General features: G+C 65.3%; 28 protein-coding genes. 15 read left to right on the top strand and 13 right to left on the bottom strand.

Annotated features, from left to right (window positions below):
- Window position 1: 1 nt before the first annotated feature.
- A complete protein-coding gene (locus tag FFS60_RS02260) occupies window positions 2-805 on the top strand; it encodes an ABC transporter substrate-binding protein (RefSeq protein WP_137821014.1) in 804 nt (267 codons plus the stop codon).
- On the opposite strand, the gene FFS60_RS02265 is transcribed toward FFS60_RS02260, so the two are convergent.
- The 5 genes from FFS60_RS02265 to FFS60_RS02285 all read right to left on the bottom strand — a co-directional run bounded on the left by FFS60_RS02265 (window position 799) and on the right by FFS60_RS02285 (window position 4,082).
- Window positions 799-1,236: a VOC family protein gene (locus tag FFS60_RS02265; protein WP_028629700.1), complete on the bottom strand. Its 438-nt coding sequence runs from the start codon at window positions 1,234-1,236 to the stop codon at window positions 799-801. The genes FFS60_RS02260 and FFS60_RS02265 overlap by 7 nt on opposite strands.
- A gap of 123 nt (window positions 1,237-1,359) precedes the next feature.
- Complete coding sequence (locus tag FFS60_RS02270) at window positions 1,360-2,022, bottom strand: YciC family protein (protein WP_028629699.1); 663 nt, start codon at window positions 2,020-2,022, stop codon at window positions 1,360-1,362.
- A 75-nt stretch (window positions 2,023-2,097) separates the two neighbouring features.
- The gene (locus FFS60_RS02275) at window positions 2,098-2,577 is read right to left on the bottom strand and encodes a YbaK/EbsC family protein (protein WP_137821015.1); all 480 of its coding nucleotides are present in this window, start codon (window positions 2,575-2,577) and stop codon (window positions 2,098-2,100) included.
- 43 nt (window positions 2,578-2,620) lie between these two features.
- Window positions 2,621-3,346 (bottom strand): ABC transporter substrate-binding protein, encoded by a 726-nt coding sequence (locus FFS60_RS02280; RefSeq protein WP_137821016.1) that lies wholly within the window; start codon window positions 3,344-3,346, stop codon window positions 2,621-2,623.
- Window positions 3,347-3,509: 163 nt separating this feature from the next.
- Window positions 3,510-4,082 carry a cysteine hydrolase family protein gene (locus tag FFS60_RS02285; RefSeq protein ID WP_371926348.1) on the bottom strand — a complete coding sequence of 191 codons (573 nt, stop codon included), beginning with the start codon at window positions 4,080-4,082 and terminating at the stop codon, window positions 3,510-3,512.
- Window positions 4,083-4,160: 78 nt separating this feature from the next.
- Here FFS60_RS02285 and FFS60_RS02290 point away from each other — a divergent pair, with 78 nt between their 5' ends.
- Both FFS60_RS02290 and FFS60_RS02295 read left to right on the top strand, forming a co-directional pair.
- Window positions 4,161-4,640, top strand: a complete 480-nt coding sequence (locus tag FFS60_RS02290) for an NYN domain-containing protein (protein ID WP_137821018.1) — start codon at window positions 4,161-4,163, stop codon at window positions 4,638-4,640.
- A gap of 25 nt (window positions 4,641-4,665) precedes the next feature.
- Window positions 4,666-5,277 (top strand): PolC-type DNA polymerase III, encoded by a 612-nt coding sequence (locus FFS60_RS02295; RefSeq protein WP_028629694.1) that lies wholly within the window; start codon window positions 4,666-4,668, stop codon window positions 5,275-5,277.
- Between the two features lie 16 nt (window positions 5,278-5,293).
- Here FFS60_RS02295 and FFS60_RS02300 read toward each other — a convergent pair whose 3' ends face one another.
- The gene (locus FFS60_RS02300; RefSeq protein WP_028629693.1) at window positions 5,294-5,770 is read right to left on the bottom strand and encodes an Lrp/AsnC family transcriptional regulator; all 477 of its coding nucleotides are present in this window, start codon (window positions 5,768-5,770) and stop codon (window positions 5,294-5,296) included.
- 161 nt (window positions 5,771-5,931) lie between these two features.
- Here FFS60_RS02300 and yedA point away from each other — a divergent pair, with 161 nt between their 5' ends.
- The 8 genes from yedA (at window position 5,932) to FFS60_RS02340 (ending at window position 15,298) form a co-directional block, all read left to right on the top strand.
- The gene (gene yedA, locus FFS60_RS02305) at window positions 5,932-6,849 is read left to right on the top strand and encodes a drug/metabolite exporter YedA (RefSeq protein ID WP_028629692.1); all 918 of its coding nucleotides are present in this window, start codon (window positions 5,932-5,934) and stop codon (window positions 6,847-6,849) included.
- 61 nt (window positions 6,850-6,910) lie between these two features.
- Entirely contained in the window at window positions 6,911-8,239 is a 1,329-nt protein-coding gene (locus FFS60_RS02310) for a DEAD/DEAH box helicase (protein ID WP_137821019.1), read from the top strand.
- 208 nt (window positions 8,240-8,447) lie between these two features.
- Window positions 8,448-9,272 carry a response regulator transcription factor gene (locus FFS60_RS02315; protein WP_028629690.1) on the top strand — a complete coding sequence of 275 codons (825 nt, stop codon included), beginning with the start codon at window positions 8,448-8,450 and terminating at the stop codon, window positions 9,270-9,272.
- Between the two features lie 399 nt (window positions 9,273-9,671).
- Window positions 9,672-10,790, top strand: coding sequence for an ABC transporter ATP-binding protein (locus FFS60_RS02320; RefSeq protein ID WP_137821020.1), 1,119 nt, complete (start codon window positions 9,672-9,674; stop codon window positions 10,788-10,790).
- A 55-nt stretch (window positions 10,791-10,845) separates the two neighbouring features.
- Window positions 10,846-11,991 (top strand): PotD/PotF family extracellular solute-binding protein, encoded by a 1,146-nt coding sequence (locus FFS60_RS02325; RefSeq protein ID WP_028629688.1) that lies wholly within the window; start codon window positions 10,846-10,848, stop codon window positions 11,989-11,991.
- A gap of 97 nt (window positions 11,992-12,088) precedes the next feature.
- Window positions 12,089-13,000: an ABC transporter permease gene (locus FFS60_RS02330; protein WP_051246751.1), complete on the top strand. Its 912-nt coding sequence runs from the start codon at window positions 12,089-12,091 to the stop codon at window positions 12,998-13,000.
- A complete protein-coding gene (locus FFS60_RS02335; RefSeq protein WP_137821021.1) occupies window positions 13,000-13,812 on the top strand; it encodes an ABC transporter permease in 813 nt (270 codons plus the stop codon). Before FFS60_RS02330 ends, FFS60_RS02335 begins: the two co-directional genes overlap by 1 nt.
- A 19-nt stretch (window positions 13,813-13,831) precedes the next feature.
- Complete coding sequence (locus FFS60_RS02340) at window positions 13,832-15,298, top strand: aldehyde dehydrogenase family protein (RefSeq protein ID WP_137821022.1); 1,467 nt, start codon at window positions 13,832-13,834, stop codon at window positions 15,296-15,298.
- A gap of 85 nt (window positions 15,299-15,383) precedes the next feature.
- Here the strand turns inward: FFS60_RS02340 and FFS60_RS02345 are convergent, their stop codons facing one another.
- From FFS60_RS02345 to FFS60_RS02365, 5 genes are all read right to left on the bottom strand, one after another.
- Window positions 15,384-15,845 carry a PAS domain-containing protein gene (locus FFS60_RS02345; RefSeq protein ID WP_137821023.1) on the bottom strand — a complete coding sequence of 154 codons (462 nt, stop codon included), beginning with the start codon at window positions 15,843-15,845 and terminating at the stop codon, window positions 15,384-15,386.
- Between the two features lie 4 nt (window positions 15,846-15,849).
- Entirely contained in the window at window positions 15,850-16,857 is a 1,008-nt protein-coding gene (locus FFS60_RS02350) for a response regulator (RefSeq protein WP_028629683.1), read from the bottom strand.
- A gap of 88 nt (window positions 16,858-16,945) precedes the next feature.
- Window positions 16,946-17,311 carry a VOC family protein gene (locus tag FFS60_RS02355; protein ID WP_137821024.1) on the bottom strand — a complete coding sequence of 122 codons (366 nt, stop codon included), beginning with the start codon at window positions 17,309-17,311 and terminating at the stop codon, window positions 16,946-16,948.
- Between the two features lie 77 nt (window positions 17,312-17,388).
- Window positions 17,389-18,627, bottom strand: a complete 1,239-nt coding sequence (locus tag FFS60_RS02360; protein ID WP_137821025.1) for a TIGR03862 family flavoprotein — start codon at window positions 18,625-18,627, stop codon at window positions 17,389-17,391.
- A 182-nt stretch (window positions 18,628-18,809) separates the two neighbouring features.
- Window positions 18,810-19,733, bottom strand: coding sequence for a histone deacetylase (locus FFS60_RS02365; RefSeq protein ID WP_137821026.1), 924 nt, complete (start codon window positions 19,731-19,733; stop codon window positions 18,810-18,812).
- A gap of 70 nt (window positions 19,734-19,803) precedes the next feature.
- On the opposite strand from FFS60_RS02365, the gene FFS60_RS02370 reads away from it, so the two are divergent.
- The 4 genes from FFS60_RS02370 to FFS60_RS02385 are packed head-to-tail and all read left to right on the top strand — an operon-like array spanning window position 19,804 to window position 23,471.
- Complete coding sequence (locus tag FFS60_RS02370; RefSeq protein ID WP_137821027.1) at window positions 19,804-20,364, top strand: GNAT family N-acetyltransferase; 561 nt, start codon at window positions 19,804-19,806, stop codon at window positions 20,362-20,364.
- Window positions 20,361-21,965 (top strand): nitroreductase family protein, encoded by a 1,605-nt coding sequence (locus FFS60_RS02375; RefSeq protein WP_137821028.1) that lies wholly within the window; start codon window positions 20,361-20,363, stop codon window positions 21,963-21,965. Before FFS60_RS02370 ends, FFS60_RS02375 begins: the two co-directional genes overlap by 4 nt.
- Window positions 21,966-21,996: 31 nt before the next feature.
- Window positions 21,997-22,866 carry an acyl-CoA thioesterase II gene (gene tesB / locus FFS60_RS02380; protein WP_028629678.1) on the top strand — a complete coding sequence of 290 codons (870 nt, stop codon included), beginning with the start codon at window positions 21,997-21,999 and terminating at the stop codon, window positions 22,864-22,866.
- On the top strand, window positions 22,863-23,471 hold the full coding sequence (locus FFS60_RS02385) for an HAD family hydrolase (RefSeq protein ID WP_256658027.1): 609 nt from the start codon (window positions 22,863-22,865) through the stop codon (window positions 23,469-23,471). Before tesB ends, FFS60_RS02385 begins: the two co-directional genes overlap by 4 nt.
- A gap of 169 nt (window positions 23,472-23,640) precedes the next feature.
- On the opposite strand, the gene FFS60_RS02390 is transcribed toward FFS60_RS02385, so the two are convergent.
- On the bottom strand, window positions 23,641-24,510 hold the full coding sequence (locus FFS60_RS02390; RefSeq protein WP_137821029.1) for a neutral zinc metallopeptidase: 870 nt from the start codon (window positions 24,508-24,510) through the stop codon (window positions 23,641-23,643).
- A gap of 69 nt (window positions 24,511-24,579) precedes the next feature.
- Entirely contained in the window at window positions 24,580-25,434 is an 855-nt protein-coding gene (locus tag FFS60_RS02395) for a PhzF family phenazine biosynthesis protein (RefSeq protein WP_137821030.1), read from the bottom strand.

Raw genomic sequence — 25,434 nt, forward strand, 5'->3', positions numbered from 1 at the left:
CATGCAGCTGGGCGTAGTCCTCTGGTCATTCCTGGCCTTTATCTCCAAAGCGCGGCGTCGCTGGTTCTGGCTGGCGGGCGTGCTACTGCTTCCCGGCCTGGCAAACGCGGACGACCAGGCACCGTTGCGGGTGATGACCGACTACTGGCCTCCGTTTCGCATTGCTGGCGAAGGGGGGGCATTGCGCGGCCTGGACATGGACCTGCTGGCCGAACTGGAGCGCCGCACCGGGCTGCGCTTCGAAGTGCAGCGTGCGCCCTGGTCGCGTGGGCTGGCTGCCCTGGAGCGGGGGGCGGCGGATCTGATGACCGGGCTTGCCCGGACGCCAGAGCGCGAGCGCTATATCGATTATCTGGATCGCCCGTACTTCACCTGCGCGCCGCGCTTCTACAGCCTGCCGGAGTTGGCCCAGAGCGTTACCGGCTATCCGCAGCTGGGCCAGTACGACATCGGTTTCGTGCGGGGCTCGGCCTACTTCGAACCCTTCGACTCCGACCAGGCGTTGCGCAAGGTCGGAGTCGGCAGTGAAGGGCAGTTGCTGGACATGCTGCGCCACAAGCGGCTGCAGTTGGTGATCGGCACCGACTGCCAGGTGGACTATGAATTGCTGCGCGACCCGGCCCTGGCTGGGCGCATCGTCAAACTGGCGTATCGGCCACCGGCGCGCACCGAACTTTTCCTCGGCTTCTCGCGCCAGCGGTCGTTGCTGCCCCAGCGCCAGGCCATTGCCGAGGCCCTGGGGAAGATGATCGATGAAGGTTGGGTGCTGGGTGCCGCGCAACGCTATCGCCCCGGCGCTCAGTGAGCGTGGGGTTCGACGTACAGCTCATAGCCCTGATCCAGGTCCATGTCCCAGAAGGTCGCTTCGATCTTGTGGCCGTCCAGATCGCGGACGAAACAGCCATAGTAGGGATCGCCGTATTCCGGACGCGGGCCGGGTTCACCGTCGCCCTTGCCGCCGGCATCCAGCGCTGCTTCGAAGAAAGCCAGCACGGCCTCCTTGCTGGGGGCGAAGAAGCCGATGTGGGCGCCATTGCCAACGCTGGCCGGGCGGCCGTCCACGGGCGTCTGCACCCAGAACTCGGGGTACTCGCGGCCGTAGGCCACGGCGCCGGGGTGTTCCATGATGCGTCTGCAGCCCAGGGTGGCCAGCACCTTGTCGTAGAAGGCGACGGCGCGCTCGAAGTCGTTGGTGCCCACCGAGATGTGGGACAGGATGCTGGGATTTTCAGCCATGGGGGATCCTCCTTGAGTGGCTTGAAAAGACTAGCAGCCTGGCAAAAAACTACTGCACTCGGCCATGCGTTGTTGAAATCAGCCGACGCTCGCTACGCAATTCAATCGTATTCCGGGCAGCGATCACTGCTCGGTCGCCTGCTCCGTCACCAGCGTGAACATCCGGTACAGGGTGATGCTGACAAATAGCTGGAAGAAGCTATTGAAGCTTTCAAGCATCACGGTGCCCACCGGGTCCGGGTTGTCCCCGAGTTCGCGATAGGCGAACCAGTCCACCAGCCAGATCGGCCCCATCACCAGCAGCACGCAGGCGAGGATGCTCCAGAAATGGCCTCGGGTCAGGGCGAAGCTTTCCTTGATGGCGTCCAGTGGTGCCTTGCCCTCCAGTACCAGCAGGTATTCGGCGAACGCCAGTTTGATCATCACGTAGAGGCCGGGAATGATCAGCATCCAGGCCCCGACCATGATCAGCAGGGTGCTGATGGCGGCCAGCACGGCGAAGGAGGGCCAGCGGAACAGCGCCATCTCCAGCACCTGCCGGGGTTTGAGCCGGATGCGGTGGCTGCGGCTGTCGACGAAAATGATCAGCGCGCCGACGTAGAGCGGGTAGAACAGCATGCTGAGGATGATCGAGGCGCCCTGGGATTTGTCCGGGCCAAGCCAGGCGACCAGCCCTTGTTGGGCGATGGCTTCGATGAGGATGGTCGGCAGGCAGAGCAGGACGATCTCGCCGACATTGCGGGAGAAAAAGTACCAGGTGTCGCGCAGCAGCTCGAAAGGATTCATCAGCAGGCAGTCACATCTTGCGGCAGTCAGTCTTGGGCACTTTAGCCCAAGCTACGGCTGCCTCCAAAGGCATCCTCAGCTGGAGCGATAGTTCAGCACCCGATTGGGGAGGGTTGGCAGCAGGCGTGCAAGGTCGGCGGTGGAAACCTCCAGCGTGCGTTCTGGCGGGCCGGGTGAAAAGAGCAGGTATTCGTGCTGGAGGATCGCGTCGTCGAAGACCAGCGTAATCGCCGCGGCATGACCCAGCGGACAGGCGCACTGCGGCACGCAGCCGGTCAGGGCCACCAGCTCCTCGTCGCTGGCGACGCTCGGACGCGCACCCAGCACTGCCTTGAGCTGGACCCAGTCGGCCCGCGCGTTCTCCAGCGTTACCAGCATGGCGTAGCCGCCGCCTCTCAGGCGCAGGAACAGGCTCTTGCTCTCCACCCCACGCAGGCCGAAGCGCTGGCGCACCGCATGGGCGGTGGGGTAGTCGAGCACGGCTTCGTGACTGACTTCCCGGTAGGGGATGGCGAGATCGTCGAGCAGGGCCAGATTGCGGGCGTGAAGCGACATCGGAGTTCCGGGTGATGGGAAACAGGAGCGCCATGATAGTCGTTCAGGGTGGGCTCAGATCATCCAGCCCGGCCTCCTGCAGAACCTGCTGCTCGATCTGTTGCAGGCGACCTGTTTTCGCCATGTGCCGCAGCACTTCCTCCAGGCGAACTGCCAGGTCGCGATGGCGTGGGTTGAGATAGTGGTGCATGGAGAACCGCTCCAGCACCGGATGCAGCGGCTGGATACCGCGCATGCCGCTCTGGCGCAGGATGCACATGCCTGAATAGTAATCCTCGACATGCACGTCTACCCGCCCCCCGGCCAGCTTGCGCATGCCGTTTTCCACCCCGTTGGACGGTGACATGCGCACGCCTTTCAGTCGCAATTCCAGGGCCGCCTTGCCGCGTTCGAAACCCACCAGGTAGGGCTTGAGGCTGGACCAGCCGTGCAGTTGCAGCGGGCGATTGGCGAAGGCCACGGTGTAGGTCTCGAACAACGGAGTGCGGATCAGCAGCAGGTCGTTGCGCTGCTCGGCAACCAGGCTGGTGCGGCACAGTTCGCCATCGTTCAGGCCACGCTCGGCGTACTTCAAGGCGCGGGCGGCGGGTGCGGCGCGCGTCTCGATGCGGATACCAAGCTCCGCGTAGGCTTCCACCAATATGCGTTTGCAGATGTGAAACAGTGGCAGGCCCTGGTCGGGGAAGGCGCTGAACACCAGGCGCGCCTCGGCATGACAAGGGGCAGACAGGAGCAGCAGGGCAAGCAGGCAGCATCCATGAGCGCGCATTGCACAATCGCCTTTGGCACGGCCTGCGGCTGGAGTGACTGCCAGACGGCGCCGCCTGCCATGGCGGGCGCCTTGCTCCCTGCAACAGACCCATGCGGTGGGTCTCGGCGTCTTCCCCGTTCTCGAAGCTCGCGGGGGTAGGTGAAACTATAGACGCCCGCTCTCAAGGCGTCGGCCAGGTCGCCAGCAGTTCGTCAGCGAGCAGCACCTGGGCGTACTCGCCCTGCAGGTTGGCCATGGCCATGTCATGCACTTCTTCGGCGCTGCGCGGGCGGCCGGCGAAGTCAGACTTGGCGAAGGTGTAGCAGGCGTCTGTCACTACCCGTGTGGTGAAGCCCAGGTTGCCGGCGCTGCGGGCGGTGGCTTCTACCGAGTTCTCGCTGGCGACGCCGACGATCACCAGCGTATCGATGCCGCGTACTCGCAACCAGTGTTCCAGGCCGTTGTTGATAAAGGCGTCGGGGACGTTCTTTTCAAGCACCTGCTCGTGATCCAGAGGTGTGAACTCCGGCTGGAACAGGGCGCCGGATTGGCCGGGGGCAAAGACCGAATTCGGCTCGCGAGAGATGTGGCGGATGTGCACCAACGGCCAGCCGGCCTTGCGCCACTGTGCCAGCAAAGCAGCCATGTGGGTTTCCGCACCGGGGTTATTGCGTGGTTTGTCCAGGCGGCGAATACCCTGCTGTTGATCGATGATCAGCAGGGCACCTGGCGACTTCTGCGCAGTCATATCCACTTTCCATTCCCTGAGGCTGGCATACTGGCGGAAATCTACCCTTATCCAGCCGCCGCCAGCCAGCCGCGAGGAGCCGCGTTGAAGAAAATCGCAGTATTCGCCGACGTGCAGAACCTCTACTACACGGTGCGTCATGTCTACGGCTGCCACTTCCACTACAGCGCCTTCTGGCAGAGCGTCAGTGCCGAGGGGGCCATAGTCGAAGCCAGCGCCTACGCCATCGACCGGGGCGACCCCAAGCAACAGCAGTTCCAGCAAATCCTGCGCAACCTGGGCTTCAACGTGAAGCTCAAACCGTTCATCCAGCGCAGCGACGGTTCGGCAAAAGGCGACTGGGACGTCGGCATTACCATCGATGTGCTCGATGCCGCTCCCCGCGTGGATCTGGTGGTGCTGGCCTCGGGCGACGGCGATTTCGACCTGTTGCTGGAGCGAGTGGCCCAAGCCCATGGCGTGGAAACCCTGGTCTACGGCGTGCCCGGCCTCACTGCGCAATCGCTGATCCGTTCCGCGAGTCGCTACCAGCCCATCGAAGGCAACCTGCTGTTGCGGAACTGAAACCCGCCCCAAACTGGACATTCTTGTGGACCCCATCGCTGTCATCGACTTCGAGACCACCGGCATCACGCCGGGCAACGACTGCCGCGCCACCGAGATCGGCGTCGTCATCCTGGAGGGCGGACGTATCGTCGACCGCTACCAGAGCTTGATGAACGCAGGCATACCGGTGCCTGCCTTTATCCAGGGCCTGACCGGGATCACCACCGCCATGCTGCGCGACGCGCCGCCGGTGGAGCAGGTAATGGGCGAGGCCGCCGACTTCATCGGTGACCTGCCGCTGCTGGCGCACAACGCCTCTTTCGACCAGAAGTTCTGGGATTTCGAGTTGGCTCGCATCGGCCGTTCACGTCGGCAGGCGTTCGCCTGTTCCCTGCTGCTTGCGCGACGCCTGCTGCCCGAAGCACCCAACCACAAACTCGGCACGCTCAATACCTGGGCGGGCCTGCCCAACACCGGCAAGGCCCACCGTGCGCTGGCCGACGCCGAGATGGCCGCCAACCTGACCTTGCACCTGGCCGGGCGCCTGCGGGACAGGCACGGGATCAACGAGGTCTCGCACACGTTGTTCTGCAGCCTGCAGAAAGTGCCGGCGGCGAAAATTCCCGAAGCGCTCAGGCGGCATCGGGAGGGTTGAGAGCCCTTCAGGGCGCTCAGCCTTTCACCGTTCGCAGGGTTTCGACCTTGCCGCGCTCTTGCAGCACGCCGGGAATCCTCTGCTCGAAGGGCGTCGACAGGATCAGCGAAGTCTTGGTTGCGCCGAACTTGCCGATCTGGTCGATCAGGTCCTGCAGCTCCGGCATCGACGCCACGGCGGCCTTGATCAGCAGGCAGGCATCGCCAGTGACCCGGTGGCAGAGGTTCAGCTGGGGAATTTTCTCCAGGGCTTCCTGGGTGCGCTTGTAGTCGCGGTCCGTGATGCGCAGTTCGATCACGCATTCGATGGGCAGGCCCACCTTCGCCAGGTCGACACTGGCGTGGTAGCCGGTGATGACGCCGCTGGCTTCCAGCTTGGCAACCCGGTCCGCCACGGCCGGCGGCGACAGATTGACCCGGCGGGCCAGGTCGGCGAAGGACGCTCTGCCATTCTCGATGAGTGCCGCCAGCAGCAGTCGGTCGTACTTGTCCACGGGACCTCCGGATTCGGCTTCTGTCGAATCAACGGCAGAAGATTGTGAAATCAGTTCTTTCCAAGGTTTCGGGCGTCTTGAATAAGGCTTTCGTCCTTATTTCTCGCATATTGCCTTACTTAGAATAGACACCTCACTCCTGCCTTTGTCGAGTTCCGATCATGCCTGCGCGCCGTTTCCCGCTCTTGCTCATAGGGGCCTTCCTCGCTCTGTACCTGATCTGGGGCTCCACCTATCTCGCGATCCGCATCGGCGTCGAATCCTGGCCGCCGTTGCTGATGGCGGGCATCCGCTTCGTGGTCGCCGGCGCGTTGATGTACGGCTTCCTGCGATGGCGCGGAGTGCCCAACCCGAGCTGGCAGGAATGGAAGTCCGCTGCAGCGATCGGCTTCCTGTTGCTCAGCTGCGGCAACGGCGGCGTGACCCTGGCCGAGGATCTGGGCGTGGCGTCGGGCGTCGCTGCACTGGCCGTGGCCACGGTGCCGCTGTTCGCATTGCTGTTCGGCCTGATCTGGGGCCAGCGCACCACGCGCCTGGAGTGGGCCGGCATCTTCCTGGGGCTGATCGGCATCGGCCTGCTCAACCTCGGCTCCAACCTCCAGGCCAGCCCCCTCGGCGCCGTCCTGATCATCTTCGCGGCTGCGGCCTGGTCCTTCGGCTCCATGTGGAGCAAGAACCTCAAGCTGCCCGCCGGCCCCATGGCCAGCGCCGTGGAAATGCTCGCCGGCGGCGTCGCCCTGCTGGCCGGCAGCCTGCTCAGTGGCGAGCGCATGGTTGGTGCGCCCACTACCGCCGGTTGGGGGGCGCTGGCCTACCTGATCGTGTTCGGCTCCATCATCGCCTTCAGCTCCTACCTCTACCTGCTGAAGAACGTGCGCCCGGCAGCGGCTACCAGCTACGCCTATGTCAATCCGGTGGTGGCGGTGTTGCTGGGCATCGGCTTCGCGGGTGAAACCATCGGCATCGAGGAAGCCCTGGCCATGCTGGTGATCATCAGCGCGGTGGTGCTGATCGGGCTGCCGCAATGGCGCGAGCGCAAGGAGGAGAAGGCCGAAGGGCTGCAAGAGCAGACCAGTTGATCCCGAAGGGCTGGGGCGGCCTGCTAGAATTGCGCCTTTTCCGCACACTATGGCTGCCCCAATGACCTTCGCTTCCCTCGGCCTGATCGAACCCTTGCTGCGCGCCACCGAGGCGCTCGGCTACCAGACCCCATCGCCGGTGCAGGCCGAGGCGATTCCCGCCGTCCTCAAAGGTCGCGACCTGATGGCCGCGGCCCAGACCGGCACCGGCAAGACCGCCGGCTTCGCCTTGCCGCTACTGCAAAAGCTGACCCAGGAAGGCCCACAGGTGGCCAGCAACTCGGTGCGCGCCCTGGTGCTGGTGCCCACCCGCGAGCTGGCGGAGCAGGTCAACGAAAGCTTCCGCGTCTACGGCCAGCACCTGCCGCTGCGCAACTACGCGGTCTACGGCGGCGTCAGCATCAATCCGCAGATGATGAAGCTGCGCAAGGGCATCGACGTCCTCGTCGCCACCCCCGGTCGACTGCTCGACCTCTATCGGCAGAACGCGGTGAAGTTCAACCAGCTCCAGGTGCTGGTGCTGGACGAGGCCGACCGTATGCTCGACCTCGGCTTCGCCCGTGAGCTGGACGAGCTTTTCGTCGCGCTGCCCAAACGCCGCCAGACCCTGCTGTTCTCTGCCACCTTCTCCGATGCCATCCGCCAGATGGCCCGCGAGCTGCTGCGCGACCCGCTATCCGTCGAAGTCAGCCCACGCAATGCTGCCGCCAAGAGCGTGCGCCAGTGGCTGATCCCGGTGGACAAGAAGCGCAAGAGTGAACTGTTCCTGCACCTGCTCGAGGATCGTCGCTGGGGGCAGGTGCTGGTCTTCGCCAAGACCCGCAAGGGGGTCGATCAACTGGTGGACGAACTCCAGGCGCATGGCGTCTCTGCCGACGCCATCCACGGCGACAAGCCGCAGCCCTCTCGACTGCGCGCGCTGCAGCGGTTCAAGGACAGCGAAGTGCAGGTGCTGGTGGCTACCGACGTGGCGGCCCGTGGCCTGGACATCGACGATCTGCCGCTGGTGGTCAACTTCGACCTGCCCATCGTCGCCGAGGATTATGTGCATCGCATCGGCCGTACCGGTCGCGCTGGCGCCACCGGCGAGGCGGTGTCCCTGGTCTGCGCCGACGAGGTGCAACTGCTGGCGGCCATCGAAGTGCTGACCCGCCAGACCCTGCAGCGCCGCGATGAGCCGGATTTCATCCCCGATCACCGGGTACCGATGACTGACGCCACCGGCCAGGTCGTGAAGAAGCCAAAGAAACCGAAGAAGCCCAAGGAACCTCAGGCAGGCGCTGGCAAGGCGGTCAAGGGCGCATCCCTGGGCCGCTGGATCGACAGCGACAAACCCAAGGTCAAATCGGTGCGCAAGTCACCGGGCTTCGGTAAGGCCAAGAAGGGCTGAACGCCACCCCGAGCGTCACTCGAATGTGGTGAAGGGTGACGCCTTGTGGCGCTGCGGGAACCGGAATGGGGCAGGGCGATGAACGTCCAGTCCCGTACCAGAGGGCCTGGTTGGGCTTTCAGGATATTGGCTCACTTCCTGCATTTCTGTGCGAAATGCTGAACGCCTATAGTGATTGAAGCGCAGCCCAACCTCAGGCATTTCCCACATGCGCCACAAGGAACTCAAACACTGGACCACCGGTGTCGCCCACCTGCTGGCCCAACCGGCAGGTAGAACCCGTTTGCTCGGCCTCAGCCAATGGCTGCAGCAGGTCTGCCACGTCGATCATTTCGTGCTCTTCGTCTACGAAGGCAATCACCGGCCGCTGGCGCTATTCGACACCTTCCCGCCGGACAAGCGCCATGTGTACGTCGAGGACTACCAGGTCGGCCCCTACCTGCTCGATCCTTTTTACCTCGCCTGCACCCGCAACCAGGCACCCGGCCTCTGGCGTCTGCGCCAGTTCGCCCCGGACCACTTCTATCTCGGCGAGTACTACGTCACCTACTACCAGCAGACGGGCCTGACCGAGGAGATCGCCTTCTTCGTCGACCTGGCCGACGGTGCCAAGGCGGTGCTCTCGCTGATGCGCAGCACCTGCAGCCCGGCCTACAGCCGTGACGAGATGCAACTGCTGGACTGCGCCCAGCCCGTGGTCGAACAGGTGGTCAACGAAGCCTGGGAACTGGCCCGTGCCCATGCGCCGCGCCCCGCACAGGACCTGGACTACAAGATCCGCGAAGCTTTCGACCAGTTCGGCGCCCATGTCCTCACGGCCCGTGAGCAGGAAGTGGTGCAGATGCTCCTGCGCGGCCACTCCAGCGCGTCGGTGGCCGAGCATTTGTGCATAAGCCCGGGGACGGTGAAGATCCACCGCAAGAACATCTACGCCAAGCTCGGCATTGGTAGCCAGTCGGAGCTGCTGGGCCTGTTCGTGCGTGATCTCGCCGGCCAGCAGGATGAGCCAGAAGCGCTGCAAAAGGCGGTTTAGGCTTATCGCTGTTGGCAATTAACAGGGGCTGGTCAATAACCGAACAGCCTGCGCGAAACCAGCCGCTACGGGCCTCCGCCGCGGCTACCCACGACTTATCCACAATTATTTGCACAGAATTTGTGGGCAGCGAGATGGATATCCAGGCCGCTGCGACTGGACATTCTGCGTAGGGGCGAATGAATTGGCCCCTTCGGATCAAGCGCTGCTCAAAAACCAAGCACTTGCTTCAAGCCCTTGCGGCAAGCGAGCTGCAGCCGGTCATCCATAACTTATCCACATGCTGCTCCACAGATTCTGTGGAGGGCGCGCCTATCCCCGGAGGGATATATACAGCCGAAAACCGCCATTGCTAGCGTGTGGCCATATGCCAAGAACACCTGCAAAAAGGGGCCGGCCGTGAGTGATGCAAGCGAGTGCTTCGATATCGAGTTCCGCCATGTGGTCAAGCGCTATGGCGCGGTCGCGGCGGTGAACGGCCTGAACTTCAAGGTGCGGCGTGGTTCCTTTCATTCCTTCCTCGGCAGTTCCGGCTGCGGCAAGACCACCACCCTGCGGATGATCGCTGGCTTCGAGCAGCCCAGTGAAGGCGAGGTGCTGCTGGCCGGGCGTTCGGTGGCCGGGGTGCCGGCCCACCTGCGGCCGGTGAACATGGTGTTCCAGAGTTATGCACTGTTCCCGCACCTCTCGGTGGCGGAAAACATTGCCTACGGCCTGCGCTACCACCAGCCGCGCCCGGACCGTGCCGAGCAACGCCGCCTGGCCGATGAAGCATTGGAAATGGTGCGTCTCTCCGGCTTCGGCCAGCGCAAGCCCCATGAACTGTCTGGCGGCCAGCAGCAGCGGGTCGCCCTGGCCCGCGCCCTGGTGAACAAACCCACGGTGCTGTTGCTGGACGAACCCCTGGCCGCGCTGGACCGCAAGCTGCGCAAGGAAATGCAGTCCGAATTGCTGCGCCTGCAGCGCGAGGTGGGCATCACCTTCGTGCTGGTCACCCATGACCAGGAAGAGGCGTTGTCGATGAGCGACAGCATCAGCGTCATGCAGGACGGCCAGATCCTCCAGAGCGCCAGCCCCGAGCAGCTCTACGAATCGCCGGCGAGCCGCTACGTGGCCGACTTCATCGGCGAATCCAACCTGTTCGACGGCACCGTGCGGCGCATCGAGGATGGCCGCGTGCTGCTGGAAACCACCCATGGCCTGCAACTGGCCAGCCCGCCGACGCCTACCGGGCCGGTCCTCAAGGCGTCCGAGCCTGGCTGTATCGCGGTGCGCCCTGAACTGATCGCCATCGGCGCTGGCGAAGAGGCGCTGCCCCGGGAGATCAGCCTGCCCGGCGAGGTGGTGGATCGCATCTACCTCGGCAATCTCACCGAGTACCGCGTGCGTACCGAGCCGTTCGGCATCATCTGTGTGCGCGTGCCACGCCATGGGCAGCACGAGCGCTCGGCCTTCGAACATGGATCGCCGGTACGCATCGGCTGGGATCAGGCCGCAGGTCTCGCAATGACCCTGTAACGACGCATTACGGAACGGACAAGAACAACCAACCACTCACAGGCAGGTAGCAGCAATGGATCGGAAAGACTTCATCAAGCAACTGCGCAGTTGGCAGAACGGCTCCATTAGCCGTCGCGAGTTCCTCGGCCGTACCGGCCTGGGCCTGGCCATGGCGGTCATGGCCGCCAACATGCCGGGGCTGCTCACCAGCAACCGGGCCTTCGCCGCCGAGAAAGGCTCCCTCGGCGACCGCGTGGTTCTCGCTACCTGGCCGAACTATCACAATGCCGAGAACTTCGCCGCCTTCGCCGAAAAGACCGGCGCCCAGGTTCAGATGAACGTCTTCGGCTCCAACGAAGAAATGCTCGCCAAGCTCCAGGCGGGCGGCAGCGGCTGGGACGTCTTCGTGCCCACCAACTACACCATCAGCACCTACGCCGAGTTGGGTCTGATCGAACCCCTGGATCTGTCGCGCATCCCCAACTTCGACCCGGCCGCCTATGAGAAGCGCTTCATGGAGCAGGGCGTGATCAACGGCAAGACCTACGCCGTGCCGAAGAACTGGGGCACCACCGGATTCGTCTACGACGGCGGGAAGATCAAGGCCAGGCCCACCACCTGGAAGGAGTTCTGGGAGCTGAGCAAAGGCGAGGCGACTGGCCGGGTGATGGTCCACGACTACCAGCTCACGGTCATCGGCAACGCGCTGAAGTCCTTCGGCTACAGCTTCAACTCCATCGATCCGAAGGAGCTGGCCGACGCCGAGAAGCTGCTGCTGGAGGTCAAGCCGCACCTCTTCGCCATCAACTCCGACTACCAGCCCTCCATGCGCAACGGCGATGCCTGGATGTCCATGTGCTGGACCGGCGACGCCTCCCAGCTGCACCGCGACATGCCGCAGATGACCTACGTGCTGGGGCGCGAGGGCGGCGAGCTGTGGAGCGACTTCTTCGCCATTCCGAAGAGCGCCGAGCGGCCGGATGCGGCCTATGCGCTGATCAACTACCTGCTCGACCCGCAGGTGAACAAGCTCGAAGTGGAAGCCCACGGCTACCCAACCGGCGACAAACGGGTGGATGCGCTGTTGCCCAAGTCCATGCTCGAAGACCCGATCATGTATCCGGCCGCCGACCTGCTCAGTGCCTTGGAATTCGGCGCCGCAGCCACCCTGACCAGCCCGGCACGGGCGGAGCTGATGGCGCGCTTCAAGGCAGCCTGATGCATGACGTTGTAGGAGCGAGCTTGCTCGCGAACCTGCGTTCGCGAGCCAGCTCGATCCTACGGTGGTCGTCTCCATGAATCGCAAGGAATCCTCCATGAATGTCGCCCTTGGCGCTCCAGCGCTGGCCGATACGGGCCGGGCCGCGCCAGTCGAAAGCCGCAGCCTCGGCCGACGCGTCACACTGCTGCTGTTGCTGCCGTCCACCCTCTGGTTCCTGCTGCTGCTCCTGCTGCCGCTGGTGATCATCCTGGTCTTCAGCCTGGGTGAGCGCAGCCCGGTGGGTGGCTACAGCGCGGCGCTGACCCTGGACAACTACCTGAACCTGGGGGCGCGCGCGAAGGCCTTCTACAACACCCTGCTGCTGGCGCCATTGGGCACCCTGGTGTGCCTGGTGGCGGCTTACCCGCTGGCCTACTTCCTGGCCGTGAAGGTGCAGCGCAACCGCTCGCTGTTGCTGACCCTGGTGATCGTGCCGTTCTGGACCAGCTTCCTGATCCGCACCTATGCCTGGATCTTCATCCTTGGCGGCAAGGGCATCCCGGCGCTGCTGGCGATGGTCGGGCTGGAGGATGTGCGACTGATCAATTCGCCGACCGCGGTGCTGATCGGCATCGTCTACGGCTACCTGCCGCTGATGGTGTTCCCCATCTACGTCAGCCTGGAGAAGCTCGACAAACGCCTGCTGGAAGCGTCGTCCGATCTCGGCGCCAGCGCCTTCGAAACCTTCCGGCGGGTGACCCTGCCGCTGTCCGCCCCCGGCGTCATCACCGGCGCGATGCTGGTGTTCATCCTGCTCATGGGCGAGTTCCTGATTCCGGCCATCCTCGGCGGTGGCAAGGTGTTTTTCGTCGGCAACGCCCTGGTCGACCTCTTCCTGCAATCGCGCAACTGGCCGTTCGGCAGCGCGGTGGCCATGACCCTGGTGGCGATGATGCTGGCGATCATCGCCCTCTACCTGAAGCTGGTGGCGCGCTACGGCAAGCGCGGCACGGAGGGGATGCTCTGATGTGGCTGCGCAGCTATTCGACCTCGCTGTACCTGTTCCTCTACGCGCCGATTGCGCTGATCGTGCTGTTCTCCTTCAACGCCGGGCGCAGCGGGCTGGCCTTCGAGTGTTGCTCGGCGCAGTGGTTCGGCCGTGCCTTCGGTAACCCCTTCATCATGGAGGCCCTGGGCACCAGCGCGCTGATCGCCTTCTGCTCGGCGCTGATCGCCACAGTGTTCGGCACCCTCGCGGTCTTCGGCCTGCAGCGGGTGGGTAGACGCGTGCGGCTGTTTTTCGATGCACTGACCTACTGCGCGATCATCATCCCTGGCATCGTCATCGGCATCGCCACCCTGATCGCCTTCATCAGCCTGTTCGAGGTGGTCAATCCGCTGCTCGACCTGCTGCTGGGCACCGGCTTGCCGCGCCTGCGCATGGGATTGTTCACGGTGATTGCGGCGCACTCGCTGTTCACCATGGCGCTGGTGATGGTGATCGTCCGCACCCGCGTCGAAGCCCTGGACAAGGCCCTGCTGGAAGCCTCCGCGGACCTCTATGCGCCGCCCTTGGAGACCTTCCGCCGGGTGACCCTGCCGCAGATCGCCCCGGCCATCCTTGCCGGCTTCCTGCTGGCGTTCACCTTCAGCTTCGACGATTTCATCATCGCCTTCTTCGTCGCCGGCTCGGAAACCACCCTGCCGATCTACATCTTCTCGTCGATCCGCCGGGGCATCACCCCGGAGATCAATGCCATTTCGACGGTGATCATCTGCGTCTCCCTGGCGCTGCTGTTCACCTCCCGCTACCTGCAGAACCGTCGCAGCGGCGCCTGAGCGCCCATGGAGCAAAGCCATGCGTGACCAGCTGTACATCAACGGGCAATGGGTCCGTCCCGATCTGGGCGGCTATTTCGAAGTGCTCGACCCCAGCAATGGCGACCTGATCCAGCGGGTGCCGGCCGCCACCGAGGAAGACATCGACCATGCCGTGCGTGCCGCTCGCCAGGCCTTCAATCGGGGCTGGGGGCAGAGCAGCGGGGCAGAGCGTGCCGGTTGGCTGGAAGCCCTGGCCGATGAGCTGGAATGTCGCCAGGACGCCTTGGCGGTTCTGGAAGTACGCGACAACGGCAAGCCGCTGCCCGAGGCGCAATGGGACATCGCCGACGCCATTGGCTGCTTCCGCTACTACGCCGAACTGGCGCGGGAACTGGATGGCCGCCAGGACCAACCGCTGGCGCTGCCGGATGACCGCTTCAGCTGCCGCATCCGTTACGAACCGGTGGGCGTTGCCGGGCAGATCATCCCCTGGAACTACCCGCTGCTGATGGCCGCCTGGAAGGTGGCCCCGGCCCTGGCGGCGGGCGCCACCTGCGTGCTCAAACCGTCGGAGATGACGCCGCTGACCGCGCTGGAACTGGCCGGCGCCGCCGAGCGTATCGGCCTGCCCTCCGGTGTGCTCAATGTGGTCACGGGCCTTGGCAGCGAAGCTGGCGGGCCCCTCAGCCAGCATCCGGGTGTGGACAAGTTGGCCTTCACCGGTAGCGTGCCGACGGGGTCGAAAATCATGTCGGCGGCCGCCGCCGACATCAAGAACATCAGCCTGGAACTGGGGGGCAAGTCGGCCTTCATCGTCTTCGACGACGCCGACGTGGACGCGGCGGTGGAGTGGATCATGTTCGGCATTTTCTGGAACCAGGGGCAGGTGTGCAGCGCCACCTCGCGCTTGCTGGTGCAGGAGGGCATCGCCGCTCGACTGATCGAGCGTCTGGTGGATGAAACCCGGCGCATCGCCATCGGCCCCGGCCTGGAACGCGGCGTGCTGCTGGGGCCGCTGGTGAGTGCCGGGCAGTACCAGAAGGTCATGGGCATGATCGAACAGGGCAAGCAGGAGGCCAGTCTGCTGACCGGTGGCAAGCGCCCCTCGCACCTGTCCCACGGCTACTTCGTCGAGCCGGCGGTGTTCGATGAGCCGGCGGACAACGGCCGAATCTGGCGTGAGGAAATCTTCGGCCCGGTGCTCTGCGTGAAGCGCTTCAAGACCGAGGCGGACGCCTTGCGCATGGCCAACGACAGCCGCTTCGGCCTGGCCGCTGCGGTCATGAGCACCGACCTGGACCGCGCCGCACGGGTGGCTAACGGCCTGCGTGCCGGCATCGTCTGGGTCAACTGCTCGCAACCCACCTTCACCCAGGCGCCCTGGGGCGGCATGAAGCAGAGTGGCATCGGCCGCGAGCTGGGCCGCTGGGGGCTGGACAACTACCTGGAGGTCAAGCAGGTCACCGAGTACAGAAGCGCCGAGCCGTGGGGGTGGTACCTGTAGGGGCGATTCCAATCGCCAAGAGGCCGAAGGTCTGCCTTGCTGATTGCCGGGGCTGCTGTGCAGCCCTTGGCCAATGAGTTCGCCCCTACAGGAGCCGTGGACGATTCGTCTCCGCCAACTGCCGCGTCAACCGCGCCACCTCGGTCATGTCGGTGATCACCAGGCAGACCCGCTCGACTTGTCCACCGGCCGCCGCCAGGGGCAGGACCGTGAGGTTCTGGTACATGAAATCTTCCTCGCCGGTGATCGGGCGGTAATTCTCGAAGCGAATCAGGTAGGGCCGTTGTTCCCACAGGCTGAAAGCGCGGGTCCCGAGTTGCAGCACAGTGTCCACCTTGCGGCGCAACCAGCTGCGGTCGATCTCCGGGAACACGTCGAAGAGGTTCTTGCCATGCACCCGGTCGGGATCGAGGCCTGAATGGTTCTCCATGAAGCTGTTCCACACCTCGATTCGGTACTGGCGGTCCAGGACCACCACCCCGACGTCCAGGCACTGGACGATATCGAGCAGCCAGTGGAGTTCCTTGAAGTCGATCTGTGCCGGCATGGGGTCAGTCCATCAGGTAGTGGATCTTCTGGGTCAGGCGCGCGATGGAGGTTTCGGTGAAGAGCAGCAGCAGGTCGAAGTGCAGGTTGTGGTCTTCGATGGCGTAGCTGATCTCCACCGCCAGCGTCTTGCGCCAGCGCCGATTATTGAGCTGGAACAGTCGTTCGATGGAGCTGTGCTGGCCGAGCAGTTGCGGGTGGCCCTGGGAGAAACGCACATCGATCTGCTCGGCGATACCGGCCAGGCAGGCGCCAATCAGGATGCTCGCCAGGTCCAGCAGCATCTCCGCCTCATCGGCATCGCCCTGGGGCTGCCAGCCGAGCAGGCGCGCCACCTCGGCGCTCTCGGCGTCGTGGAACAGCAGCAGCGCCTCGCCGGCGATGGATTCGCCGATAAAGCCCTGGCACACCGCCGACAACCGCTCGCCGCGCTGGGCGTCGGCCAGGGCCATGTGCAGTTCGCTGACTTCGAAGAGGTTGACGTTGGGCACCGGTAGTTGCACGAACACGCCGAGCACACGCGCCAGCAAGGCAGCGGCGCGGCCCATGGCGACGTTGCTGACTTCGCGCAGGGCGTCGCGGAAATTCACCCGCAGGTCCGGGTCGATGCGGCCGGGGACGCCGATGACCGGACTGGTGGACGGCGCCGGGCGCAGCAATCCGAGACGGATCAGGGTTTCGCGCAGTTCGTCGGGGTCGGCTGGCTTGCGGATAAAGGCGAGCGCCCCCAGCTCCTGGACACGGCGCTGGGCCTCTTCCTGGACATCGCCGGACACCACCACCACGCGGGCCTTCAGGCCTTCGGTGCGGATTCGGCTGAGGACCTGGTAGCCGTCCATCACCGGCATGGTCAGGTCCAGCAGGACCACGTGGCCGTGGCCCTGGCGGATGGCATCAAGGGCTTCTTCGCCGTTGCCGGCCTGTGTGATATGCACCGGCCAATCCAGCGGTAGCGCGCGGATCAACTGCTTGCGCGCCATCATCGAGTCGTCGCAGACGAGGAGGGGAATCACCTTGGGGGCACCGCATGGAAAAAGCTGGGCTCAGGGGAAGCATAGACGCTGGCCGCGTGCGAGCGGACACCTCGCGGCCAGCTTCCGATCAGATGTTCTGCCCGATGCGCCAAAGGACACCGCTGGGGTCGACGAGGATGAAGTCGCGCATCTTCCAAGGCTGGTCCTGGGGGGGCACAACGCGCACGCCGTAGCGCTCGATCACCCCGCTGGCCTGCACCTGCTGCCACCAGGACTCAACGTCCTTCACTAGCAGGTGCATCATCAGATTTTCCGCAAACTCCTTGGTGTAGAAGCTTTGCAGCAGGAAGGCGCAGTGGCCGTGGCGGAAGTAGCTGACCTCGTCCGACGTGCTGCACATTTCAAAGCCGAGGTCATGGTAGAAGGCCTTGCTTTGCGCGTAATCCTTCGCCGGGACGAAGGCTTTGATTTCAATGGAGTCCAGTGTGCTCATGGGGCGTTCCCTGATGGTTGCAGTGGACAGGCGATCACGGTGGCGGTCGGCCCTCTGCCGGGGCCTGGTGCGGGATGCTACGTGAGCGCGCGGGGCTGCGAAAGCCAGCGCAGTGCCCCCTGTGCGGCAACGCGGCCGCTGGCGAAACAGGCGGTGAGCAGGTAGCCGCCCGTGGGTGCTTCCCAGTCGAGCATCTCGCCGGCGCAGAACACCCCCGGCAATTGCTTGAGCATCAAACCTTCGTCCATGGCCTCGAAGGGCACGCCACCGGCCGAGCTGATGGCTTCGTCCAGCGGTCGCGCCCGCACCAGGGTCAGCGGCAGGTTTTTGAGGGTGGCCGCCAGGCGGGCGGTATCAAGGAAGTCGTCCTTGGCCGACAACTCCCGCAAAAGGCCGGCGCGGGCGCCGTCGATGCCCAACTGGCTGTGCAGGTGTTTGGCCATGGAGCGTGACCCGCGTGGTCGGGCCAGGGCCTTGGTGATCTTCTCCACGCTCTGGTTGGGCAGCAGGTCGAGGTACAGGGTGGCGCTGCCGGTGGTAGTGATGCGCTCGCGGATGGTGGCGGACAGGGCGTAGATCAGGCTGCCTTCGACACCGGTGCTGGTGAGCACGAACTCGCCTTGTCGCGGTGCCGTGTCGTCCAGCCGAATGGTGACCGACTTGATCGGCGCACCGGCGAACTTCTCTTGCAGCAGAGGGCTCCAGCCAGCCACTTCGAAGCCGCAGTTGCTCGATTGCAGCGGCGCGATGTGGACGCCGCGCGTTTCCAGCAGCGGCACCCAGGCGCCATCCGAGCCCAACCGCGCCCAGCTGCCGCCGCCGAGCGCCAGAAGGCAGGCATCGGCTTGCACACGGGTTTCGCCGCTTGGTGTGGTAATGCGCAGGGCGCCCTGGTCATCCCAGCCCAGCCAGCGGTGACGGTTGTGGATAACCACGCCTTGCTCACGCAGGCGCTTGAGCCAGGCGCGCAGCAAGGGCGCCGCCTTCATGTCAGTGGGGAAGACCCGGCCCGAGCTGCCGACGAAGGTGTCGATGCCGAGATCGTGAATCCATGCCCGCAGCTCCTCGGCGCCGAAGTCCTGTAACAGCGCGGCGACCTGATCGCGGCGTGCGCCGTAGCGGCCGAGAAAGGGTCCCTTCGCTTCCGAGTGAGTGATGTTCATCCCGCCCACGCCGGCCAGCAGGAACTTGCGACCGACCGAGGGCATGGCATCGAACAACTCCACCCGTGCGCCGCCCTGGGCCAGGACTTCGGCGGCCATCAGGCCAGCGGGGCCACCGCCGATGACGGCGACGAAGGGGGAGGAGTCGTTCATGGGGATAACAATGCAGGAGTGGGGAAGAGGCGCATTCTACTGCACCAGAGGGCAGGCCTGCGGCCTGCTTGGCGATTGAAATCGCCCCTACAGCAAAGCCCCGGACTGGGCACCAATCACCTTCGTAGGATGGGTAGAGCTGGCGAAACCCATCAATCCAACGGCATGGGCATCGCTCTAATTCACTGCCCCAGTCCCATCTCCCGCCAGACCCGATCCGCGCTGTGATGGAGGATGCCGTGACGGCGGGCGAGGGCGGCACGGTCCTTGTCGTAGCCGCCGCCGATCACACCCACCACAGGAATGTCCCGACCCAGGCAATGGCGGATCACCCGCTCGTCGCGATTGGCGAGGCCTGCGTCGGTGAGCTGGAGGTAGCCCAGGGCATCGTCCTTGTGCACGTCCACGCCGGCGTCGTAGAGCACGATGTCTGGCTGATACAGGGGCAGCAGGTAGTTGAGTGCGTCGTCCACCACGTGCAGGTAGTCGGCGTCTCCCATGCCCATGGGCAGGGGGATGTCCCAGTCACTTTCGGCCTTGCGCGCGGGGAAGTTCTTCTCGCAATGCAGCGATACGGTGATGGCTTCCGGCGTATCGGCCAGCAACCGGGCGGTGCCGTCGCCCTGGTGCACGTCGCAGTCGAAGATCAGCACCCGTTGCGCCTTGCCTGTTTCCAGCAGGTAGCGGCTGATCACCGCCAGGTCGTTGAAGATGCAGAAGCCCGCCGCGTGGTCGAAGTGCGCGTGGTGGGTGCCGCCGGCCAGGTGGCAGGCCAGGCCGTGCTTCAGGGCCAGGTCGGCGGTCAGCAGCGAGCCGCCTACCGCGCGCACGGTGCGTCGGGCCAAGGGTTCGCTCCAGGGCAGGCCGAGGCGGCGCTGCTCCTCGCGGCCCAGCTCGCCGCTGAGGAAGCGCTGGATGTAGTCCGGACAGTGGGCCAGGGCCAGCACCTCGGGCGGGCACATGTCTGGTCGATGCAAGCGCGCGTCGGTGGTCAGGCCGCAGTCCAGCAAATGCGCGTAGAGCAGCCGGAACTTCTCCATCGGGAAGCGGTGCTCCGCCGGAAACGGCGGGCTGTAGTCATCGTGGTAGACCAGCGGCAGGAACATCGATCGGCACTCGGGGCGGTACGCAGGGCAGTATTATGGGGCCTTCGAGCCAGGTTCAAGAGTAAGTCCCATGCCCCCGATCGAACTGCTTACCCCGCGCCTGCATCTGCGTGACTGGCGCGACGACGACCTGCCAGCCTTTGCCGAACTGAATGCCGATGTCGAGGTGATGCGCCACTTCCCCGCCTGCCTGAGCCGGGAGGAAAGCGATGCCCTGGCGGCGCGCATCCGTGCCCACTTCCGTGACCACGGCTTTGGCCAGTGGATCGTCACGCACCGCTCGGACGGTGCTTTCGTCGGTGTGCTCGGCCTGCAGAACGTGAACTTCGAGGCCCACTTCACGCCCGCGGTGGAAATCGGCTGGCGACTGATGCCGAGCTATTGGGGACAGGGCCTGGCCAGCGAAGCGGCGCAGGCCGCCCTGGCCTTTGCCTTCGAGCCGCTGCAACTGGTCGAAGTGGTGGCCTTTACCGTGCCGGCCAACCTGCGTTCCCAGGCGGTGATGGCGCGTATCGGCATGCAGCGCGACGCGGACGGGGACTTCGACCATCCGCGCCTGCCCGACGGCGATCCGCTGCGACCCCATTGGCTTTACCGACTGGGCCGCGCCGAATGGGAGGCGCTGCGATGAGCGACGCCGTGCGCGCTTACCACGAACTCAGCAAGCACCGTCCGGAGCGCTTCGCCCCCGGCCCCGGCCAACTGGACTGGGCGACCCAGCCGGCACCTTTCCGTCGTTATGCCGGGGCGCGCCTGCTGGAGCTCTGGCACCGGCCGCTGGAAGAGACGCCACCCTACGACGCGGTGTTCGCGGCCCCGGTCGGTCGTCCGGCGCCGCTCGATCGGGAAAGCCTGTCCCAACTGCTCTATGACAGTCTGGCGATTTCCGCGTGGAAGGAAGCTGGTGCCAGCAAGTGGGCCCTGCGAGTCAATCCGTCCTCGGGCAACCTGCACCCCACCGAGGCCTACCTGCTGCTGCCGCCGGGGGCGGTGGAGGAGGGCGGCTTGCTCGCGCACTACGCGCCGGATGCCCACGCCCTTGAGGTGCGCGCTGAACTGCCGGTACCCCTGGCTGCGCCGCTGGCCGCGTCGCTACCGCCGGGTGGCTTCCTGCTCGGCCTGGCCAGCATTCCCTGGCGGGAGGCCTGGAAATACGGTGAGCGCGCCTACCGTTATTGCCAGCACGACCTGGGCCATGCCTTGGCGGCCCTGGCCATCGCCGCCAGCGCGCTGGGCTGGCAGGTGCGCGTCATGGGCGGGGTTGCCGAAGAAACACTGGACTCGCTGCTGGGGCTGGACCGCCCCGGCTTCGTCGAGCGCGAATTTGCCGATGTGCTGCTGTGGATAGGCCCGGCCCAGGCTGTGGCGTTTGCTCTGGATCAATCGCTGTTGGCGGGGATGGCAGCCCTGGAAATGCAAGGTGCGCCCAATCGGCTGTCCCGCGAGCAGCGCCATTGGCCGGAACTGGAGCGCATCCACGGCCTGTGCCGCGCACCGCGCCTGCCGCTGGCGGACTGGCGTGCCCCGATTGCCAGTGTCACTGTGGATAACCCCGGCCTGCCTTTGCGGCCGTTGCTGCATCGTCGGCGCAGCGCCCAGTCGATGGATGGCCGCAGCGGCATTCATGCCGACCTGCTGCTGGCCTGGTTGCGCCGCCTCATGCCGGAAAATTCGCCCGTCCCCTTCGCCAGTCTCGGCGCGCCCCGGGTAGACCTGCTGCTTTTCGTCCACCGCGTCCAGGGCCTGGCGCCCGGCCTCTATTGGCTGGCCCGTGGCGCCGTACCCGACGGCGAGCTGGCCAGCGGTTTGCGCGAGGACTTCCTCTGGCAGCGCGCCAGCGACGAGCTGCCGTTGTACCGTCTGCTGGAGGGCGACGCCCGTGGCCTGGCGGGATTCCTCTCTTGCGGTCAGGACATCGCCGCCGACGGCTGCGTTGCCCTGGCGATGCTCGCGCGCTTCGACGACGCCCTGGAGCAGGGCGCCTGGCACTACCCGCGGCTGTACTGGGAATGCGGCCAGATCGGTCAACTGCTTTACCTGGAAGCCGAGGCCGCTGGGATATCCGGCACCGGTATCGGCTGCTACTTCGACGATTCGGTACATGAATTGCTGGAAATGGCCGACAGTCGCTGGCAAAGCCTTTACCATTTCACCATCGGTCGCGCGCTGTGGGACGAGCGCCTGACGACACTTCCGGCCTACCCCGAACTACGACGACCGCCCCGGCCATGACCGGGGCGGCAGCCTTGCAGAGGAGATCCCCATGACCCAGGTGCTCGACGAACTGGTCGCGCTGCTGAGCCTCGAATCCATCGAAGAAAACCTGTTCCGTGGCGTCAGCCAGGACCTCGGTTTCCGTCAACTGTTCGGCGGCCAGGTGCTGGGCCAGTCCCTCTCCGCCGCCAGCCAGACGGTAGAGCCCGAGCGCCATGTGCATTCGCTCCACGGTTACTTCCTGCGTCCGGGCGATGCCACCTTGCCGGTGGTGTATTCGGTCGAGCGCGTCCGCGACGGTGGCAGTTTCAGCACCCGTCGGGTCACCGCCATCCAGAAGGGCCAGCAGATATTCACCTGCAGTGCGTCCTTCCAGCAGGACGAGGAAGGTTTCGAGCACCAGTTGCCCATGCCCCAGGTGCCGGGGCCGGAGAGCTTGCCCAGTGAGCTGGAAATCGCCCGGCAGAACGCCCATCTGCTTTCCGAGCGGGTGCGCGACAAGTTCCTCTGCGCCAAGCCCATCGAGATTCGTCCGGTCACTGCCGACAACCCCTACGACCCCAAGCCGGGCGAGCCGATCAAGCACCTCTGGTTCCGCGCCGATGGCAGCCTGCCGGACATCCGCGCGATCCATAAATACATCCTGGCCTACGCTTCGGACTTCGGTCTGCTGACTACTTCCATGCTCCCCCATGGCGTGTCGGTGTGGCAGAAGTTCATGCAGGTGGCCAGCCTTGACCACGCCCTGTGGTTCCACCGCGACCTGCGTGCGGACGACTGGCTGCTGTATTCCATGGACAGCCCCTGGGCCGGCAATGCCCGCGGCTTCTCCCGTGGCAGCATCTTCAACCGCTCCGGCCAATTGGTGGCCTCGGTGGCCCAGGAGGGCCTGACCCGCCTGCGCGAGGATTGGAAGTGACGCTTGCGGGTACCGATCTTGGGCGATACCGCCACTGGGTGTTCGACATGGACGGCACCCTGACCATCGCCGTGCATGATTTCGCCGCCATTCGCGTGGCCCTGGACATCCCGCCGGAGGATGACATCCTCCACCATCTGGCGGCCTTGCCCGAAGATGAAGCCGCCGCCAAGCACGCCTGGCTGCTGGAACACGAACGGGAGCTGGCGCTGAATGCGAACCCTGCTGACGGCGCCCTCGAACTGGTGCGTGAGCTTCACCGGCGCGGCTACCAGCTCGGCATCCTCACCCGCAACGCCCACGAACTGGCGCTGCTGACCCTGGAGGCCATCGGCCTGGGCGACTGCTTCGCCACCGATGACATCCTGGGGCGCGGCGAAGCCCCGCCCAAACCCCACCCCGGCGGCCTGCTGCACCTGGCCGAACGCTGGCAGGTCGACCCTCGTGAACTGGTGATGGTGGGTGACTACCGCTTCGACCTCGATTGCGGCCGCGCCGCTGGCGCCGGCACCGTGCTGGTGAACCTGCCGGAGAACCCCTGGCCGGAGCTGGCGGACTGGTTCGCGCGCGATTGTGGGGAGTTGCTGGGGATGGTGAGGGACTGAGTGAATCAGCGGTTATCCACGGTGGGATGACTCATGCAGAAGACAAAGCTTGTCGTGGTCAGAGTTGTCCGAGCTCGGCTGAACCTGGCACTCCGCCGCCGGCGCGAGTCACCCCTCTCCCCCAGGGAGAGGGGACGGGGGTGAGGGATGCATCAGCCCGCTCGTCCCTTCAGAGCCGCGCCGTCGAAAAGGTATCGCACCGTCCCACTTCGCCCTTATCGAAGCCCATCTTGAACCAGCGCACCCGCTGCTCCGACGTCCCGTGGGTGAAGGAGTCCGGCACCACCTGGCCGCGGGCCTGGCGTTGCAGGCGGTCATCGCCGATGGCGTTGGCGGCGTTGAGGGCTTCTTCCAGATCGCCAGGTTCCAGCCAGTTCAGGCGCTTCTGTGCGTGGAAGGCCCAGACACCGGCCAGGCAGTCGGCCTGGAGTTCCTGGCGTACCAGCAGGCCGTTGTCGCCCTCCACCCGTTCTCCGCGTTGGCGGGCGGCGTTGACCTTGGCGGAAACGCCCAGCAGGGTCTGCACGTGGTGGCCCACTTCATGGGCGATCACATAGGCCTGGGCAAAGTCGCCAGCGGCCTGGAAGCGGCTGGCCATTTCCTCGAAGAAGTCCAGGTCCAGGTAGACCTTGCCGTCTCCCGGGCAATAGAAGGGGCCGACCGCCGACGAGGCGAAGCCGCAGGCCGATTGCACGCCACCGTTGAACAGCACCAGGGTCGGGTCCTGATACTGGCGGCCGGCGGCCTGGAATATGGCGCGCCAGGTGTCCTCGGTGTCACCGAGGATGGCGCTGACGAACTCGCGCTCTTCCGGCGTACCACTGGGCATGGCTGATTGCTGTTGGGGATTGACCGAGGCGTTCTGCTGGGTGATCTGGCCGAGGATCTCCAGCGGGTCCTCGCCCATCAGCAGCGCCACCACGACCACGATCGCGATTCCACCCAGGCCCAATCCCTTGCCACCGCCCAGGCGCATGCCGCCCCCTGCGCCTCCGGCGTCTTGTACGTTGTCGCTACGACGCGCACGTTGCCAGCGCATGACCACTCTCCGTTCGAAAGGCGAGTTAATCAGTGTTGACGCTGGAGGCGGGCACCGCCAGCCCGGTCGTCAGCCCAGCTCGGCCGGGGCCGGCAACAGGCGGGCATGGGCCAGCAGTTGAACCTCACCGCCCACCAGCACATTTCCGGCTGTGGTCACGCATACATCAAGCCGGCTCGAGCGGCCGAGGAAGCGGCCCTGGGCCAGGGCGAACGGCTGGTCGGCGCGCTCCAGCCCCTGTGCCACGCGCCAGGCGGCCACCGGCCCGGCAGCGCTGCCAGTAGCGATGTCCTCGACCACGCCCAGCGGGTCCCAGGTGCGACCTTCGCGGGCGTCCACGTCCATCAGGAAGACGAAGGCGGCGCCGATGCCGGCCAGGGCGTCATCCAGCAGCTCGCGCTGTTTCGCCGCCTCCAGGCCGGCAGCGGTTACTGGCAACAGCAGGTAGGGTAGGCCGGTGCTTACCACCTGGGCCGTGTAGCGGCCGTCACGCTCGCTACCAAAGGCGGCGGCGAAGGCATCGGCGGTGGAGTCGTCCAGCACCTGGCCGAACGCGGCAACGCCCTGGTCCATTTCTGCGTAAAAGCCCTTACCCTGACGGCGGGTGGCGATACGCACCTGCTTCTCCGGCAGCTGGAGCAGCCAGTTGGCGTCTGACTTGCCGCCATGCAGGTGATGCAGCAGGGCAGCGGCGCCCAGGATCGGATGGCCGGCGAAGGGTAGTTCCTCTTCCACGGTGAACACGCGGGCGGAGAAGGCGTTCGGGGCCTCCAGCGGCGCCAGGAAGATCGACTCGAACTGCCGCAGCTCGCGGGTCAGTTCCTGCATGGCGGTGGGGGAGAGCCCGCTGCAATCGGGGAAGACTGCCAGGCCGTTGCCAGCCAGGACCCGTTCAGCAAACACATCGACTTGCCAGTATTCCAT

Origin of the sequence: Pseudomonas sp. D(2018) (assembly GCF_005502555.1) — a bacterium.
Classification (GTDB): Bacteria; Pseudomonadota; Gammaproteobacteria; order Pseudomonadales; family Pseudomonadaceae; genus Metapseudomonas; species Metapseudomonas resinovorans.